This is a genomic window from Pseudanabaena sp. PCC 6802 (assembly GCF_000332175.1).
Lineage (GTDB): Bacteria > Cyanobacteriota > Cyanobacteriia > Pseudanabaenales > Pseudanabaenaceae > PCC-6802.
On the sequence record NZ_KB235910.1, the window covers coordinates 641,850 to 657,024 of the forward strand.

The 15,175-nt window shown below is 47.3% G+C and carries 16 protein-coding genes and 1 pseudogene; 10 read left to right on the forward strand and 7 right to left on the reverse strand.

Annotated elements, in window-relative coordinates; all coding sequences use genetic code 11:
• Positions 1-113: 113 nt before the first annotated feature.
• From PSE6802_RS0103240 to PSE6802_RS33085, 3 genes are all read right to left on the reverse strand, one after another.
• Positions 114-1,538, reverse strand: a complete 1,425-nt coding sequence (locus tag PSE6802_RS0103240) for a pyridoxal phosphate-dependent decarboxylase family protein (RefSeq protein ID WP_019498630.1) — start codon at positions 1,536-1,538, stop codon at positions 114-116.
• Positions 1,539-1,610: 72 nt separating this feature from the next.
• On the reverse strand, positions 1,611-2,117 hold the full coding sequence (locus PSE6802_RS0103245; protein ID WP_019498631.1) for a DUF4188 domain-containing protein: 507 nt from the start codon (positions 2,115-2,117) through the stop codon (positions 1,611-1,613).
• 6 nt (positions 2,118-2,123) lie between these two features.
• The gene (locus tag PSE6802_RS33085; protein WP_019498632.1) at positions 2,124-2,285 is read right to left on the reverse strand and encodes a hypothetical protein; all 162 of its coding nucleotides are present in this window, start codon (positions 2,283-2,285) and stop codon (positions 2,124-2,126) included.
• Between the two features lie 150 nt (positions 2,286-2,435).
• On the opposite strand from PSE6802_RS33085, the gene PSE6802_RS0103255 reads away from it, so the two are divergent.
• Positions 2,436-3,626: an RNA-guided endonuclease InsQ/TnpB family protein gene (locus tag PSE6802_RS0103255; RefSeq protein WP_019498633.1), complete on the forward strand. Its 1,191-nt coding sequence runs from the start codon at positions 2,436-2,438 to the stop codon at positions 3,624-3,626.
• A gap of 170 nt (positions 3,627-3,796) precedes the next feature.
• Here PSE6802_RS0103255 and PSE6802_RS0103260 read toward each other — a convergent pair whose 3' ends face one another.
• Together PSE6802_RS0103260 and PSE6802_RS0103265 are read right to left on the reverse strand one after the other, a co-directional pair.
• A complete protein-coding gene (locus PSE6802_RS0103260) occupies positions 3,797-4,150 on the reverse strand; it encodes a DUF962 domain-containing protein (protein WP_019498634.1) in 354 nt (117 codons plus the stop codon).
• A gap of 86 nt (positions 4,151-4,236) precedes the next feature.
• Positions 4,237-4,917, reverse strand: coding sequence for a Coq4 family protein (locus PSE6802_RS0103265; protein ID WP_019498635.1), 681 nt, complete (start codon positions 4,915-4,917; stop codon positions 4,237-4,239).
• A gap of 317 nt (positions 4,918-5,234) precedes the next feature.
• On the opposite strand from PSE6802_RS0103265, the gene PSE6802_RS0103270 reads away from it, so the two are divergent.
• From PSE6802_RS0103270 to PSE6802_RS0103280, 3 genes are all read left to right on the forward strand, one after another.
• Positions 5,235-5,774 (forward strand): PadR family transcriptional regulator, encoded by a 540-nt coding sequence (locus tag PSE6802_RS0103270; RefSeq protein WP_019498636.1) that lies wholly within the window; start codon positions 5,235-5,237, stop codon positions 5,772-5,774.
• A gap of 137 nt (positions 5,775-5,911) precedes the next feature.
• Complete coding sequence (locus PSE6802_RS0103275; protein WP_019498637.1) at positions 5,912-7,723, forward strand: phosphodiester glycosidase family protein; 1,812 nt, start codon at positions 5,912-5,914, stop codon at positions 7,721-7,723.
• Between the two features lie 243 nt (positions 7,724-7,966).
• Positions 7,967-8,725: a hypothetical protein gene (locus PSE6802_RS0103280; protein WP_019498638.1), complete on the forward strand. Its 759-nt coding sequence runs from the start codon at positions 7,967-7,969 to the stop codon at positions 8,723-8,725.
• 250 nt (positions 8,726-8,975) lie between these two features.
• Here the strand turns inward: PSE6802_RS0103280 and PSE6802_RS0103285 are convergent, their stop codons facing one another.
• Positions 8,976-10,139 (reverse strand): helix-turn-helix transcriptional regulator, encoded by a 1,164-nt coding sequence (locus PSE6802_RS0103285; RefSeq protein ID WP_026103023.1) that lies wholly within the window; start codon positions 10,137-10,139, stop codon positions 8,976-8,978.
• A gap of 180 nt (positions 10,140-10,319) precedes the next feature.
• On the opposite strand from PSE6802_RS0103285, the pseudogene PSE6802_RS0103290 reads away from it, so the two are divergent.
• Positions 10,320-11,159: pseudogene (locus PSE6802_RS0103290) on the forward strand (type III-B CRISPR-associated protein Cas10/Cmr2); the annotation flags it as partial.
• 14 nt (positions 11,160-11,173) lie between these two features.
• On the opposite strand, the gene PSE6802_RS0103295 reads toward PSE6802_RS0103290, so the two are convergent.
• Complete coding sequence (locus tag PSE6802_RS0103295; protein WP_019498088.1) at positions 11,174-12,013, reverse strand: IS5 family transposase; 840 nt, start codon at positions 12,011-12,013, stop codon at positions 11,174-11,176.
• A gap of 285 nt (positions 12,014-12,298) precedes the next feature.
• Between PSE6802_RS0103295 and PSE6802_RS0103300 the strand changes: the two genes are divergently transcribed.
• The 5 genes from PSE6802_RS0103300 (at position 12,299) to PSE6802_RS27545 (ending at position 15,142) form a co-directional block, all read left to right on the forward strand.
• Positions 12,299-12,499 carry a hypothetical protein gene (locus PSE6802_RS0103300; protein WP_019498641.1) on the forward strand — a complete coding sequence of 67 codons (201 nt, stop codon included), beginning with the start codon at positions 12,299-12,301 and terminating at the stop codon, positions 12,497-12,499.
• Between the two features lies 1 nt (position 12,500).
• Entirely contained in the window at positions 12,501-12,788 is a 288-nt protein-coding gene (locus PSE6802_RS0103305) for a type II toxin-antitoxin system RelE family toxin (protein ID WP_019498642.1), read from the forward strand.
• 175 nt (positions 12,789-12,963) lie between these two features.
• Entirely contained in the window at positions 12,964-13,845 is an 882-nt protein-coding gene (gene cmr4 / locus PSE6802_RS0103310; RefSeq protein ID WP_026103024.1) for a type III-B CRISPR module RAMP protein Cmr4, read from the forward strand.
• Entirely contained in the window at positions 13,839-14,231 is a 393-nt protein-coding gene (locus PSE6802_RS0103315) for a hypothetical protein (RefSeq protein ID WP_019498644.1), read from the forward strand. Before cmr4 ends, PSE6802_RS0103315 begins: the two co-directional genes overlap by 7 nt.
• Positions 14,228-15,142 carry an RAMP superfamily CRISPR-associated protein gene (locus PSE6802_RS27545; RefSeq protein ID WP_051050546.1) on the forward strand — a complete coding sequence of 305 codons (915 nt, stop codon included), beginning with the start codon at positions 14,228-14,230 and terminating at the stop codon, positions 15,140-15,142. Before PSE6802_RS0103315 ends, PSE6802_RS27545 begins: the two co-directional genes overlap by 4 nt.
• Positions 15,143-15,175 lie beyond the last annotated feature (33 nt).

A 15,175-nucleotide genomic window follows, 5' to 3' on the forward strand; every position in this document is an offset into this window, starting at 1 on the left:
AGAGGGACTTTGACCGATTCTGGCTCTCCTTCTCCCAAGGCAGGAGAAGGGGTTGGGGGATGAGGGAGTACGTTAGTCGCACATTGCGTAAAATAACGAATTTGCAGCCCGCCTTACCACGTGGCGTAGGGGTGGAGGATTACAGCTTTCAAGATGCGATCGCCCCGCCATATTGGTAAAGACAACCAGATTTTGCCGGAGTCAATCCATTGCTGGCGCAGTGTAGCGCTATCTACTTGAGGATCGATCGAGCGGAGACAGACGATATTAAGGGTGGGGTCGCAGACTAATTCCACTTGCTCCGATTGTTGTACCCACGCACAAAAGTCAGAAGTCTGCTGCATGGAGCGATCGATTAATTGGGCAAATCCCGACGTGCCGAGCGATCGCAATGCCAGCCATAGCTTTAAACTATCGGTGCGCCGCGTACCCTGGAGGGTGAGGTTGCCAAAATTCAACGAGTTATCTGCCATATATGGCAGATGGGCATCAAAGCCATCGCTCAGGTGTTGCTTCTGTTTCACCAATAACATGGCACAGGTACGCGACACCCACATCCACTTCTGGGGGTTAAAGGTGATGGAGTCTGCTAAATTGCTGCCCCGCAGCAAATGCCGCCAATGGGGCGAGAAGATCGCCGCGCCGCCATAGGCGGCATCGATATGAAACCAGCAGTTATATTTACGCGCAATCGCCGCCACTGCTGGAAGATCGTCCACCGCACCCGTAATTGTCGTCCCAGCGATCGCGCCGATAAAGAAGGGAATTTGTCCCGTGGCGATCGCGGATTGGATAGAATTTTCCAGTGCCGTGACATCCATTTCACCTCGATAATTGGTTGGCACTTTAATTAGATAATCGCGCCCCAAGCCCACTACATTCATGGCTTTATCAAAGGAGGTATGCGCGGCATCAGAAATGAGGGCTACTAGAGGGCGATTGCCGCGATCGCGATAGTTTGCACCTTGAAATATAGTTCTGGGCTGGTAATGGTTGCGTGCCAATAATAAAGCTGTAATATTAGCCAGACTACCGCCTGCGGTAAGCGTGCCAAAGCAGTCATCGTCAAACCCAAATAAACGCCCAAACCACCGCACCAACTGCGCTTCGAGATGCGTGAAGACAGGTGAAAGCTCCTCGCTGAGCATGTTATTATTCAGCGCTGCTATCAATGCATCCGCCCAGATCGAGATCGCCAGTGGAACGCTATCCATATGTCCCATGTAGCCTGGATTGTGCAGATTGAGCGCCCTTGGCAAAATTTGCGATCGCACCTCCAGCAATAAATCCTGCCAGTGCGTCCCTTGCTCCCCAATCCCCAAATCTAAAGGCGATGCATCCTTGACAAAAGATTGCTCCTGCTTGTCCAGCACGCCATCCACGATCAGGTCTACAAACGCATAACCAAGTTGGCGCAGTGTAGAAAGATTGTGGCGATCGCTATGCAGAAATTGTGCATCTAGACTGGTTTCTAGTATTTGCCGCGATCCTTCATCGGGCGTGTTGCTGGGCGATTGGTTGGGTAACTGATGGGGCATTAACAACTCAGGTTAGAAGCTGACATACAAGCATATCTTGTATATTAACCTTCGGACGATCGCTGTTTGTGGTTATGGGGAAGGCACGGCAGGCTCGTTCTCGCCACCGAGGCGGCAGCGGGCAGTTTCGCGCTTGCCTGTGGCGGGGACGTGGTTAGTTGCTGCCGCGAGACCAAAGGCAGGCATATTGCCATAGATTGCTTCGTATTGTCCAGGTTGAATTAAGTAGGTTTCATGCCAAATCCCAACGCTACCGTCACTGCCAACGGCGCGGTTGAATTTTTGCCATGCGGCTAAGTGAGGTTCGGATGGACTCCTGGCAAATCTCTCTAAATCTTCAAACGATCGCCAGTAGGACAGTAGAAGCGTCGTCACAGGTGCGAAGCGAAAGAAGTTCTCTCCACCTAAAAATCCCTTTTCTGGGTGTTCGTACAGTGTGGCGAGCATGGGTGACATGGCGCTAGCAACTGGCAGCCATTTCGAGAACGACCAGAATTTATTCACGCGCATCCCAATTAGAAATACGACAAAAGACTCATCCATTTGGGCAGTAAATCTGCCGGGGAAAACTCTAGACATAGTGAACTATTGCAGGTTGAGGTTGTAAATTTTGTTAAGGTCGCGAACTTGGGTCGCGGGTGGTTGGACATCCGTCCACAATTGTAGCGGTGCAAACTGAGGATTAGCTCCTACTTGCAGATTGAGCAGATATGTAATTGCGATCGCCAATGTTAGTTTTCCCAGCATAGTCATACTCCTGAAGTACTAACAATCTCTTGCCTAAATTCACCAGAAATGCAGCAAGGAGGCCAGCACTCTACCCGTAGGGTGAGTGTCTGGAGGAATTGCTGCCAATAAATAATTGCGAAGCATCATTGTAGTGATATAATAATGCTTATGGAACAAGTTTTGACAGTAGCTTGCAAGCTTCAAGTAGACACAGAGCAGGTTGATAAATTGAATGCAACCTTGCTGGCGTTTAGCGATGCTTGTAACTACATCAATCAAACTATTGACCCAAAGTTGACGAACAACGTGCGGATACAATCTCTGATTTACGAACAAATTAGAGATCAGTTTGGTTTGTCTGCAAACCTGGCTATTAGAGCCATAAATCGCGTTGCTGGAAATAGAAAAACCGCCAAAAAAGCAGGGAAACCTGTCAAAGCATTTAAGCCAACCAGTGCTGACTATGATGCTCGGATATTTTCTTTTCGAGAGAAGGATTGGACTGTTAGCTTGAATTTGGTGGGTGGCAGAGAGAGATTTAAACTCTCTATCGGCAACTACCAAAGGCATTTGCTTAATGGCAAAATCCCTACCAGTGCAACGCTGTGCAAGCATCAAGATGGCAACTTCTATATCAATATTCAAGTTAAATCCATGCCACCAGACCCGCAACCTACGGATAAAGTGATAGGGGTTGACCTTGGGAGAAGAGATATTGCCGTGACTAGTGATGGTGCTACTTTTAGCGGTGAGGAGGTAACCGCAGTACGCGATCGTTTTGCTAAGTTGAGACAAACTCTCCAGAAGAAAGCCTCGAAAGGCACAAGGAGTAGTCGCAGACGGATAAGAAAACTCCTGCAACGGTTGTCGGGCAGGGAGAGAAGGTTTCAACAGTGGGTTAACCACAATGTCAGCAAAAAAATAGTGTGCAAAGCACTTTCTGTTAATGCCACGATTTCCGTAGAAGACTTGACGGGAATCCGAGAACGGACGAATCAGCAACCAAGAAATAAGACCGAACGCAGACGCTCGAATAGTTGGGCGTTCTGGCAACTCAGAACTTTCTTGGAGTATAAATCGATTCGCGCAGGGATTGAACTGGTCAAAGTCAATCCTGCCTATACAAGCCAAACTTGCCACGTATGTTTGCATATCCATCCAGTGCAGGGTAAATCCTACAGGAGTGGAAAGCATTTCAGGTGTGAGCATTGCAGTTGGCATGGTGATGCTGATTTGAACGGTGCGTTGAATATTGCAAGTCTTGGGACTGTTCTTGTAAACCAGCCTGGAGGTTCGGGATTGTCTTGCTCTTTGAACAAGCATCTCAGGGCTACTGAAAGCCCGCGCTCTATTGCGTAGCAATGAGCGTCGGGTAGTTTACTTCTATGAAATTAAGTACGCAAAGATGGCTACTGTGGATCTACTCCAATATGAGTAGATTTGCTCGTAATTGTACTTAGAGGGTGTCCCTGTATAATTAGAATCCTGTTCATGGCTCGCGCTCCGTTTTAGTAAAGTTGAAGTATCAATTACCTGCGACTGAAATTTTTGCCCCAACCTCCGGTCAAGAGAAACCGAGGAAAGGTTACAAATTGTTCGGCCAGCATCCGCGAAACAAAATCTCGAACTCCAGTAAAGCGGGATGCCCGCCTTTGTTCTAAAGCATGACCTTTACCTTGAAGTGCGAGAGAAAGGGCGATCGCGCCTAGCGATGCCGCACCGATCGCTAAAGAGAGACGGGCAATTGCGATTGAAAGGCCAAAGGTTGCAGATATAAACAAGGGAACAGCGCACAGATGAACGATTAAGTTTGTCTTATTTTGATGTGCGCCGCTGTAATTTTTCCACTGCCACTCTAGTAAATTAGATGAATTCCTTTTCATAAGTGTCTTGGTTAGATAAAGGATTTACAATCGAATATCCAGGCCAATATGCTGCCGAGCGATCTCGCGATATTTTGGGTGCATGTTTAAATGATTCCCAATTCCTGCCGTACCTGCTGGACTGGTTTGTGCCAATTCTGCTCGAATGGATAGGCAAAGACGGGCTTGCTTTGCAATCCCATGCGAAATCCCTTGAGTAGTGCTTGCCATAGTTCCCCGATCGATTTGGGATAGCCCATCATGAAATAGGGCACGTGAGATAATACGAAGGCATTCAATAAATCGCGGTATTGAATCGCAGCAAAAGCAGCGAGACCAAACTCTCCGACGGGAGTGCCATCGAAACCCGTAATGACATGATAAACATCGTGGGAAAGAGAGGCGCGTTTATCGACCCAATGCACGTTCTCAGGCGTGGCAAAAGCTTCGGGATCGAAGCCCTGACTGACGATATGCTTAGCATAGGCTCCTCCTAGAGTATCTTCTGGCAATTGCAAAAGATCCTGCATGTCGATCTGGAGATCGGCGTGTTGCAGATGTGGTGCTTGCCGTGCCAAACGATTGATAACCCATTTCTGCCAGGTACTGCGACGTGCAGCGGTAATAATGTGCAAGATACCTTGACTGGGATTGTCGATAAATACGCTATAGGCTTTGCGAAGTTCGACCCAGTTGATGCCAGCAAGGGGGTTGATGTCTTGCAAGCGCTCGCCAAATTGACCTGGCAGTATTGTTAGTTGGTGCCCTGTGCTTGGAATGCCAATCATAATTATTTCTTCTCCTCGCGAATATAGCTCAAGTACTTTCCGAATGAAACCAGGGTATATACAATCAAGTTAATATACAATTAAATTAATATACACTTAATTGAATATATCGAACATGGTATATTCAATTAAGTGCATATGTCAAGCGCTGAATTAAAAATTCAGTGGCTGGAAAAAATCCATTGGTATGGGCAGGTCTTGCCCAAACGCTATTGGTGAAAATTCAGTAACTTTTAGCTAAACCTGCCCCCTACAGTCGGGGGATTAGCGGGAAATTTACAGGTGGAAAAATTTTTGTTCTTTAGTTTTTGAGGCTTATGTCTTTATCTCAGGCAATTTTGGCATCTCTGGTTCGCTCGGCTCAGAGCGGTTATGACCTGGCTAAGTCATTCGATGGCTCCGTGGGCTTTTTCTGGGAAGCTACCCACCAGCAGATCTATCGCGAGTTAAATAAACTGGAGGACAAAGGGGCGATCGCGGCACAAACCATTACCCAGGAGGGTCGCCCAGCCAAGAAACTATATTCCTTGACCGATCGGGGTCTGCAACAACTTAAAGATTGGCTGCACCAGCCCTGCGAACTATCACCGACGAAAGAAGAGTTACTGTTAAAGGTATTTGCCGGGCACCTGGTTGAACCTGAAGCGATCGCTAAAGAAATAAAACGACACCGTCAACTACATGCCGAGCGCCTGACAACTTATCGCAATATAGAACGAGAGTATTTTTCGGATTTGCAATCCTGCCCCAAGGAAGGCAAGTTTGGCTATCTGACGCTTCTAAGTGGTATCAAATTTGAGACAGGGTGGGTTGAGTGGTGCGACGAGGCGCTTGAGATCCTGAGCCAGCAACCTTAGAAACTTTCGAGCCACGTAAGGTGGGATAAAATCCTGGAATTCTATAGAAAAAATTTTGTCCTGAAGTAGAGCATCTTTAATATCGTAAGATCTGTCTCTATGCTAGAAAATGCGATCGAAAAATTTAAATAGCATTCATGAACATTCCCCGATATAGAATCCTAACTGGTTTAATTTCTTCGGCAACCGTTGCGTCATTGTTAATTGCCGATGCAGCGATAAGCTTGCCGCCAGTCGAGCAAGGCAACACGATCCAACTCAACGGACAGCCTTGGACGGGGCGTTGGATCAGGCGTAACGATCGCGATAAGCAAAGTATTTTCCTGCAGGATGACTGGCTCAGTGGAGCGATCGGTCTGGATATGCTGGACTCTAATCGTGCCGGACAGCAAAAGGTGAAATGGTTCTCCAGTCCTTTATTTACAGAAGCAACGTTCGATCGCCCCATTCAGCATCGCTATCTGGATGTTCGCCCGGTAGCCCGGTTCTGGCGCACAGAAGTGGAGGGCAGCACGCTTAAAATCTTTACACCTGATTCGACTCTTCAAGCATTGCGGCGGAGCAAGCAGGCAAATGGCGATCGCATCGTATTTGAACTCAGCGCGCCCACACCCTGGCAGATCCAGCAGCAAGGAACGACGATTAATCTAATCTTGGCAGCGGATCTGGCACCAAGCATACCCACTGGCGTTAATACCGACAAAGGTAATTCGATCGAAGCTTTAGAAGTACAAAATCGCGGCAAACAGACAGTCATCCGCATTCAGAGTACAGAAGTAATGGAGCCGGAGGTGGAAACCCTCGGCGATCCGGCACGGATTATCCTGACTCTAAAGCCGGACTACGTACCACCCGATGTGGATATTCTGTGGGTACCTGGTCTGCGCCGCAAACAACAAATTGTATCGTTGCCCAATCCATTGGCTAAGTCGGATAAAGATCCTAAATCCTTCCGATTTTCAGTCATCTCATTAGTAGTCGATCTCAAACAACAGGGTTTGACTATGCGCCCGATCTGGAGCAATCCGGCTGGCATGTTAGGGACTAGTTCTTTGCGAGCGATGGCAGAACAGTGGAAAGCAATTGCAGCAATTAATGGTGGCTTCTTTAACCGCGATCGCCAATTACCAGTCGGGCCGATCAAATTTAATAATCGTTGGATGGCAGGGCCTGTGCTGACTCGGGGTGCGATCGCCTGGAATAATAAAGGTGAAGTATTTATCGATCGCCTCGTATTTAACGAAGAGATCGTCACAGCCGAGAAAAAACCAATTAGGCTTAGCAACCTGAACAGCGGCTACGTTCAGAAGGGGATGGCGCGCTACACGCCAGCTTGGGGAACCAATTACATCCCACTGACAGATAATGAAGTTCTCATTACCGTTCAGGAAGAAAAGGTCGTTTCCCAATTTAAAGGTGAGAAGGCCGGTCAGGGACAAATCCCAATTCCTAATAACGGTTATCTACTCGTCGCCAGACAGGTGCCGGAATTAGTGGCGCAACTGAAACCGAACGTGCAAATTCGCGGCAGAACTTCGTTTAAGCCCGTGGATTTTGGTAAATATCCCAATATTTTGGGAGCGGGGCCGCTACTGCTCAAAAATGGCACCGTAGTTTTAGATACCAAGTTAGAACAATTTCGACCTCCATTCGATAAGCAAGGAGCATCTCGTAGCGCGATCGCAACCACTAAGGAATCTGGCAAAGTCATTCTCGCCACGATTCACGCAACGCCAGAGGGGATTTTACCGAGCTTGCCGCAAACTGCAGAAATTCTCAAAAAAATGGGAGCGGTGAACGCACTCAATTTGGACGGTGGCGGCTCGACCACGCTCTTTTTAGGCGGTTCCATTCTGAATCGCTCTCTGGGTAATATCGGCCCAGTTCACAACGGTCTTGGTGTATTTGTTCGCGAACCCGAAAAGCCAAATAACTCTAATCAGTTCTAGCAATGGTATAGCGTTTTTCAATTGAGAACAGGTTTTATTGACGGGGTGAAGGGGTTTTACACGGCAGTGGCTCTAGCGGGGAACCCCCAAGACCGCCCTGCCTCCCCTTCTTGGGGGCAACGCCCCCAAACCCCCTTCTCGTTTTCATCTGAAAACCGCTATATAGATTAATTGCGCGTACCCCTCAAATCCTAATTATTTTCATAGATTTTTTCGTATGTTGAGTTATTTGTGGTACTTTTTATGCTCGATCCACTACCCAGTGAGGGAAAAACCATGGGAATGAGTTTGAGAAATCTACAGGGCTATGCACTTGGATTAGCGGCTGGACTGGTAACCATCGGAGTAATGGAAGCAGACACAAGACCCGCCAGTGCAGCCCAACAGTTCTTTTGCGCTGGTCGTATGAATAATGGGTGGGCCTACACCGCTGATTTTATAAATGGGCGATTTACTGCAATTCGCTGGGAGCGATCGGGACAACCCCCACAAACCACAAACCTTACCTTTAGTAGGACTAATTCCCAGGGACAACCGATTTATACCGGGTCATTTCAAGCTGCGACTGCCGTCACTCTGGTCGATCTATCTAAAGGAAATGTGACTCCCGGTTCCCAAATTTCTGTGAGTGCGGAAGAATGGGGGACCTCCACTGGAACCTGCGGCACCTCTGTAAGTGGAGGAAATGTAACGCCGCCGCCCCCCGTTCCCGAACGGCTTTCCTGTGACGGACGCATGAATAGCGGCTGGGCTTACACGGCTGAGTATGACAACAGAAGTTTCACCCTGATCCGTTGGCAACGCTCCGGGCAACCCCCACAAACGTCTACGCTGACCAGCGGTGGGACAAACAGCAAGGGACAACCAATTTACAGAGGGGTTTTCCAGAGTGCAACAACCGTTACGCTCATCGATCTGTCCCGTGGAAATGTGCGTCCCGGTTCCGAGGTTTCGGTTGGAGTTGAGGAGTGGGGTTGGTCGCGGGGACGTTGCAGACGTTAATGTGCGGAGCCTTCTCGATCTATGGGATACCCTTAACATAGGAGCGGTGAAAGCACTCAATAACAAACTCGACCGCATTTTGATTTATTTTCGTACGATAATCAACGAATTTTTGCAAACTTACAGGGGCATACTCCAATTGCCATCTATATCATGACTCAAACCAAAACCAAACTAATAGCAATTTGAACAGCAAACACGACAAATCGAACGGGGTGAAGGGGTGGAACCCCTTCACCCCGTTCTAAGCCTATTGGCTATAGCTATATAACTCAATCAATCGCAAAACTGTTTGTTTATGACTTTCTACTAGCTCCTGGGGTGCAATTACCAAAGCACCATCCATATATCTGTCGATCCAGCGACTGAATTCTGGGAGAGAACGGGGTGGAAGATCGATCGTATAATCGATATATTTTGGCTTACCCCTAAGATCGATTTTCTGTTTGGGGTGACGCAGTTCGCCTTCTTCAATAAACCGCATGGCTGGTGGGAAGAAACGCACCTTAGCTCTCACAAGCGATAGCTCACCCGAATGCTCCAATTTCTGCTCGTCTTCATTACCAAGATGCAATCCCCATCCGTTGTCTATAAGTTTATGGGCAAGTTTCAATCTTTCTCTCTGCGTATCTAAACTGCGACTCACATTAGATATGAATCGACAACTATCTTTGAAGCGATCTATGCGTTCGATTTCAAAACAATCGCGATCGCAATATTCATACAGTAGATACCAGGCAATATCATGATAGAGTAATTGTAGGGGGAATACCCGCAGATAGCCAATTTTGCCATCATAGGGATTGGATTTGCGATAGATTTCAATCGCTTTTGCTTCGAGAATTGCTGACTCGACTGTATCGAGGTTATTAAATAGATTGTGCCGATTCCTTTGCTTTGCCATCATCTCTTCCGGGTCGGTAAGGATAATGGCGCGATCGATCTGCGATCGCACGGGGTAGAAAAAGTCGAGATCGGATTGCCAATCTAGCCCGCGCAATCTTTGCTCTAGAGCCGCATAGATCCGCTTTGCCTGCGGCAAACCTTGGTATTGAGCGAGGGAAGCAAGGGCATTCATTGCCACCTGCAACTCCGGCTTGGACATCACACCCGTACCGAGGTAATATCCCCAACGATACATGCGCTTGTCAAGGATGCCATATTGCCGCAACGCAACTAAATCCTTGCGGAGGGTCGGAATTGAGTATTCGGGCAGATCGATATTCAGATCCTGCGCTAGCTCGCGTACTTTCACCTGTACGGCTGCTAAAGCCTCATGATGGCCGTCTATTTTAGTCTCCAGCGAGTCAGCACTACCAACCCCAGGGTATTGCACCAGCGTGGCAATTAACATCATTAACCGTTCAAAAGCACAGCGATCGCTATAGGGATGGGTAAGTGGGTGCCTGGGCATGGGCATGCTGTCAACTAAAAGGCAATATTTATCATAGCTACTTAAAAATCCGTCAATTGCTTTTTAAACAAAACTTTAAACCAATTAGATAAATATACAAAAATTATTATGTATTACTTGCATCTCACAATTATCTATTGCTAGAGTCAATAGTAACGGCAATTGGGAGGGTTTAATATTGTGTCTGTAGCATTCTGGCAAGCAAAAATCTGGGGTCTATTGCACGATCCTGCCCTCAAAGCATTACAAGATAACTCAGGGCGAGGAGGAAATGGTTTTTGGCGAGAGTTAGAAGTCATGAGGGATTGGGTTGAGAATGGTTGGAATCCTGAAGAATCTCAAGGAGCAATACTCAAACATATCCATGATGCTGACTACATAGCCTCTGCTAGCGATCGCGCTGCAATAGGTGGTCTCAGTTCTAGTATTGATTACAAGCGCGATGGTTTAGAGATCGCACATTTACTCTCAGGGGCAAAGCAAGTATGGAAATTGTGCATTCCCGAACATGATAAGCTGCTCGCTCCTCCTAATCGGCAGAGTCGTAAAGATTATCTAAATAACCGCGAATCAGAATTACTACCTGAAGCAATTCGCACCAGTAACGATCCGCGTCTAGTGTTCTGGTGGTTGTGGCGCTGCCTGCCGCCAGCAGTATGCCGAGCATTTGGAGATGATGATTCGCTCTTACTGATGCCAGCAGAAACGCGCATTCCCGATGGCTCGATCTGGAGTCATGCCAGTCTCACTGCAGCATTAGCAGGATCTTTGGCAGGGTATAATCTCAGCCATGAAGAGATGCAGCGTTGGTCGGGGAATAAAAAACTGTCCCGTCCATATATCGCAGTCTTTAGCTTCACTCCCGTTCAGGAATTGATTAAAGCCAGCCGTAAGATGCGAGATTTTTGGGCGGGTTCGTGGATCTTGCATTATCTATCAGCGCGAATCTGTTGGGCGATCGCCTGGAAATATGGCCCCGATACGGTTTTATACCCCAGCCTCTATGCTCAACCATTGATTAGACCTCTTGCAAATTAGCCAACTGAGGAGCCTTGAGAGCGTTCAAAATTGTAGAGACCAGCAATTAGATTGCAACGCAAACCAAAGCGGTGACGACGATTGCGATAGCGTCCAGATAAGATGCGGAAGATCTTCAAGCGGCGATTAACATGCTCAATGCCAACCCGTTGGCGCGCAAGTTGGCGGTTGAACGCTTTCTGCTCAGGCGTAAGCTGACCACCTTTCGGTTTCTTGTGGGGTAAGCGGCAGTAGAGATGCAGTTTCTGGATGCCTTGATAACCCTTGTCCTGCAAACTCTCGGTTTGAGGATGGAAATGGATGCCAGAAGCTTTGAACAGCTTGAAATCATGCCGTCGCCCCTTGCCGAAAAACGTACAGATAATCTGCCCAGTAAGAGCGTCAATTATGAGTTGACATTTGAGCGTGTGCCCTTTCTGTTTGCCGCTATAAAAGGCACGTTGGTGCCGCTTAGGACGCTCAATGCGAGTTTCAGTCACATCAACGATCGCGACTGTAGGTATCCCAAAGCCCCGCACCAACTGGCGCTTCCCAGGTAGTCGAAAGCGACGTGAGCGGATTAAAGTCTCCTCTACCCAATGCACTATTCGACAAACTGTAGACTCGCTGATGCCCCAACTAGTGGCGATGTGAAAGTAGGTGCGATATTCCCGCCAATACTCGAAGGCAACCAATATGCGGTCTTCTAGTCCGAGTTTAGGCTTGGCTCCAGGTGTTGGCGTTGCTCGCCACTCTGGTTTAAGCACTTTCACAATTGCTTTGAACGTATTAGTCTCGATACCAAATCGACGCTTAAAGTGTGCAGCAGGTAGGGTTTGCGCTATTATATAGTTCATCATCAGGACGCTTTTTCGTTATTGCTATGTCCTGATATTTTCCTATCTTGGGGTTCTTTGGCAACTCAACCTCAACCTAATCTGCAAGAGGTCTATTGTTTCAGGAGGATGAAGCGGCAAAGGGTAATGTTTGGCGGCAATTAGGCTACTCAGAGCTACTGTGGATTCAAATTAAACCTACAGGAGAAAATTCATGAATACTAAATTAGGTAACCCTTGGGGCAAGGGAAACTTAAGTTTTAGGTTTGTAGAATTGCAGATAATTACTTAAGAAGGAGCAAAATTATGCAGTCTTTAAAAGAACAGTATCTTGTCGATGCCAACGGCAATCGTTTAAGTGTAGTGATTCCTTTTGATGAATATCAGAGATTGCTCGAACATCTTGAAGAATTAGAGTCCCTTTACGCCTTTGATACCGCAATGGAATTGCAAGATGAGTCGATTCCCCTAGAACAAGCGATCGCTGAAATTGAGCAGGAACGATAAAATGAGCTACAGCGTTACCATTTTACGTCGTGCTCAGAAAGAGTTAGCTAATCTTCCTACAGATATTTATCCTAAGGTTCAAGATGCTTTGCGATCGCTGGCTGATGAGCCAAGACCTAGTGGTTGTTTGAAGCTAAAAGGTAGAGAAGAGTGGCGCATTCGCGTTGGTGATTATCGGGTTTTGTACGCGATCGATGATATAGCGGTTTTCAGATCGGAAAGAGTAGGGGGTTTGGGGGCGTTGCCCCCAAGAAGGGAAGGCAGGGCGGTCTTGGGGGTTCCCCGCTAGAGCCACTGCCGTGTGAAACCCCTTCACCCCAAAAATAAAACCCGTTCTCAAGTGAAAACCGTTATAACCAGAAGATCGTGAACATCGTTCACAGTGGTCATCGCCGAGATGTTTATAAGTAAACGAGGAATTGAGCCACAATATCGAATTAATATTAAAGGAGAAAGAGAAAATCGTGTCAGCTTACTTAACTTATAGCTATTTGCTTACACCACTTCACACTGGTGCAAGTTCCCAAGCAGGCAATCTAATGGGAATTGCGCGTGAAGCGCATACCGAGCTTCCCTATTTACCATCCTCATCCCTGAGGGGTAAAATTCGCTCTGTCCTGGAAGCACAATATCCTAGCGGAGAGGTAGGTGCTTTTATGGGCGAGCGCCTCAAAGACGGACAACTACCTACTGAAGGCGAAGTCTGGTTTGCCGATGCCACGCTGCTTTTATTCCCGATCGCTTCCTACAGTCACCAATTTGCCTGGATTACCTGTCCGCTGTGGTTGAGTCGTTGGAATCGCTGGCTGAAGCATAAAAGTTTAGAGGAGTTGATTAGGGCATGGCGATCGCTACTTACATCAGAGAATGGCAAAAAGGGGATTACCTCGGTTCCAGGCGATCGGATTTACCTACAGGGAGCACTATTAAATCAAGGCGATCTGCAACCTATCGATAAAGATGCGGCTTGCTGGGAATGCTTTGCAAAATTGCCAAATCAGAACGGTATCCTCGATCTCAAGCAAAAATTGCTCGTTCTCTCCGACGAGGATTGTGCGGGATTGGTCGAGACTGGCTTGCAAAGAGAAGTGCGCGTGGCACTTAAGCCAGGAGAGAAAATTGTTGAGGGTAGCAGTTTTCGTTCGGAAGAATCCATCCCTTCAGAAACGCTATTATTTTTCCCCTGGGGGTTAAAAAAGGAAAACTCTGAAACAAATGGGGTCGGCGAATTTTTGAGAGAGATGCTAAACACTCGCCTCCAGTTTGGCGGTTTGGAAGGCTTAGGGCGCGGCTGGGTAGAGAATGCGACAGTGAAATTAGATAAAACAGGAAAACAAGAATGCTAAAACTAGATACGAGAGACTTTAGTAAGTCAGCCTTTTGTGGGCTACAAGAAGTTCTCAAAAAAGTTGGGAGCAATTCAGACGATCGGAAGAAGGCAGCAAGTACTGCCGTGCAAGGGTTACCTGCTTATATATCTGCTTGGGGTCTGCATCGCTTAGCGGGCGATGGCATGAAGTATAAAGACGAGCCGCGCGGCAAAGCCTATCAGCAATTCCTGCTGACTCTCAAAGAATTGAGTGGCATAGATAAAGATTTGACCAACCCCAATACCCTATTTTCGCAGCTTGAGTTTAGGGAATACACAGGTCTAAACCGCTTGGCGATTCAATTAGCACGGGAGTGGGCATTTTGGGCAGTTCCAGTTTTAGGTCAAGGAGAAGAATCATGAGTCAAAAATATTCTAACGATCGCCAGACTGCCGCGAGTGCATTTGCCAGACCGCAAAAGTCTATTTCCAGCTCGAACCAAAACATGTGCAATCCTTTACAAGCTTTGATACGCAGTGAGCCAAGCATTCACAGCGAAAGCGATCGCAAGCCTGTTTTAGTGAAAGCAGTTGAGGCGGATAAGGGATGCGATCGCATTTACAAAACACTCAACCAGCGCATAAGAGATCTAGTTGGTAGTAATGGCATCGCTATTGAAGTTGAGTTCGATTGGCGAGTGCGGGTAGGCGGCAATCGTGGTTTCTGCGATCTCCTGCTGCCTGTTTTGCATCCTGTCTTTGGTATTCCCTATATCCCAGCTTCTACACTGAAAGGAGTAACTAGAGCTTGGGCAGAGAAACATGCCGATCCAAAAGTCCGAGAACTATTGGGAATGTTAGAGGGAAATCAGGCAAAAGCAGCAAAGGTAGAATTTCTAGACGCATTTCCTACAGGTGCGTGCTTGAGTGTTGATGTAGCAAATCCACAGTGGAAGTGGGATGCAAATCCTGTGAGGTATGGATCGAGTCCATTTCCATCCCTAAGCATGGAAACAGCAACGATTCTAGTTGGGATTATGCCTACCGAAAGGGGTACTAAAGCAGATACTGAAATTGTAAGGTCTTGGCTAGAAAATGCACTTAAAATAGGTATTGGTTCTCGTATTAGCAGCGGCTATGGTCGTACTACTCAATATCTAGCTAGTATGCCTCATTCCCAGTATAAGTTTGAGTTATGGACTGAAGGCATGTATGGGTACAATCCCCCTGCAAAGGGAAATGATTATCGCGGAACTCATGAGTTTCGACCTTCAGCTTTAAGGGGAATATTACGATATTGGTTCCGGGCAATGGCAATATTGCTCCGGCAATGAAAAAGAAAGCATAGGATAATAGAAGTAAAGGCA

What these genes read in the sequence shown, in the direction of transcription:
- PSE6802_RS0103305 (WP_019498642.1), top strand. Translation starts at nt 12,501, where the DNA reads ATGAGCTACAGCGTTACCATTTTACGTCGTGCTCAGAAAGAGTTAGCT.
- PSE6802_RS27545 (WP_051050546.1), top strand. Translation starts at nt 14,228, where the DNA reads ATGAGTCAAAAATATTCTAACGATCGCCAGACTGCCGCGAGTGCATTT.
- PSE6802_RS0103315 (WP_019498644.1), top strand. Translation starts at nt 13,839, where the DNA reads ATGCTAAAACTAGATACGAGAGACTTTAGTAAGTCAGCCTTTTGTGGG.
- PSE6802_RS0103285 (WP_026103023.1), bottom strand. Translation starts at nt 10,139, where the DNA reads ATGCCCAGGCACCCACTTACCCATCCCTATAGCGATCGCTGTGCTTTT.
- PSE6802_RS0103240 (WP_019498630.1), bottom strand. Translation starts at nt 1,538, where the DNA reads ATGCCCCATCAGTTACCCAACCAATCGCCCAGCAACACGCCCGATGAA.
- PSE6802_RS0103260 (WP_019498634.1), bottom strand. Translation starts at nt 4,150, where the DNA reads ATGAAAAGGAATTCATCTAATTTACTAGAGTGGCAGTGGAAAAATTAC.
- PSE6802_RS0103300 (WP_019498641.1), top strand. Translation starts at nt 12,299, where the DNA reads ATGCAGTCTTTAAAAGAACAGTATCTTGTCGATGCCAACGGCAATCGT.
- PSE6802_RS0103280 (WP_019498638.1), top strand. Translation starts at nt 7,967, where the DNA reads ATGCTCGATCCACTACCCAGTGAGGGAAAAACCATGGGAATGAGTTTG.
- PSE6802_RS0103270 (WP_019498636.1), top strand. Translation starts at nt 5,235, where the DNA reads ATGTCTTTATCTCAGGCAATTTTGGCATCTCTGGTTCGCTCGGCTCAG.
- PSE6802_RS0103255 (WP_019498633.1), top strand. Translation starts at nt 2,436, where the DNA reads ATGGAACAAGTTTTGACAGTAGCTTGCAAGCTTCAAGTAGACACAGAG.
- PSE6802_RS0103265 (WP_019498635.1), bottom strand. Translation starts at nt 4,917, where the DNA reads ATGATTGGCATTCCAAGCACAGGGCACCAACTAACAATACTGCCAGGT.
- PSE6802_RS0103295 (WP_019498088.1), bottom strand. Translation starts at nt 12,013, where the DNA reads ATGAACTATATAATAGCGCAAACCCTACCTGCTGCACACTTTAAGCGT.
- PSE6802_RS0103275 (WP_019498637.1), top strand. Translation starts at nt 5,912, where the DNA reads ATGAACATTCCCCGATATAGAATCCTAACTGGTTTAATTTCTTCGGCA.
- PSE6802_RS0103245 (WP_019498631.1), bottom strand. Translation starts at nt 2,117, where the DNA reads ATGTCTAGAGTTTTCCCCGGCAGATTTACTGCCCAAATGGATGAGTCT.
- PSE6802_RS33085 (WP_019498632.1), bottom strand. Translation starts at nt 2,285, where the DNA reads ATGCTGGGAAAACTAACATTGGCGATCGCAATTACATATCTGCTCAAT.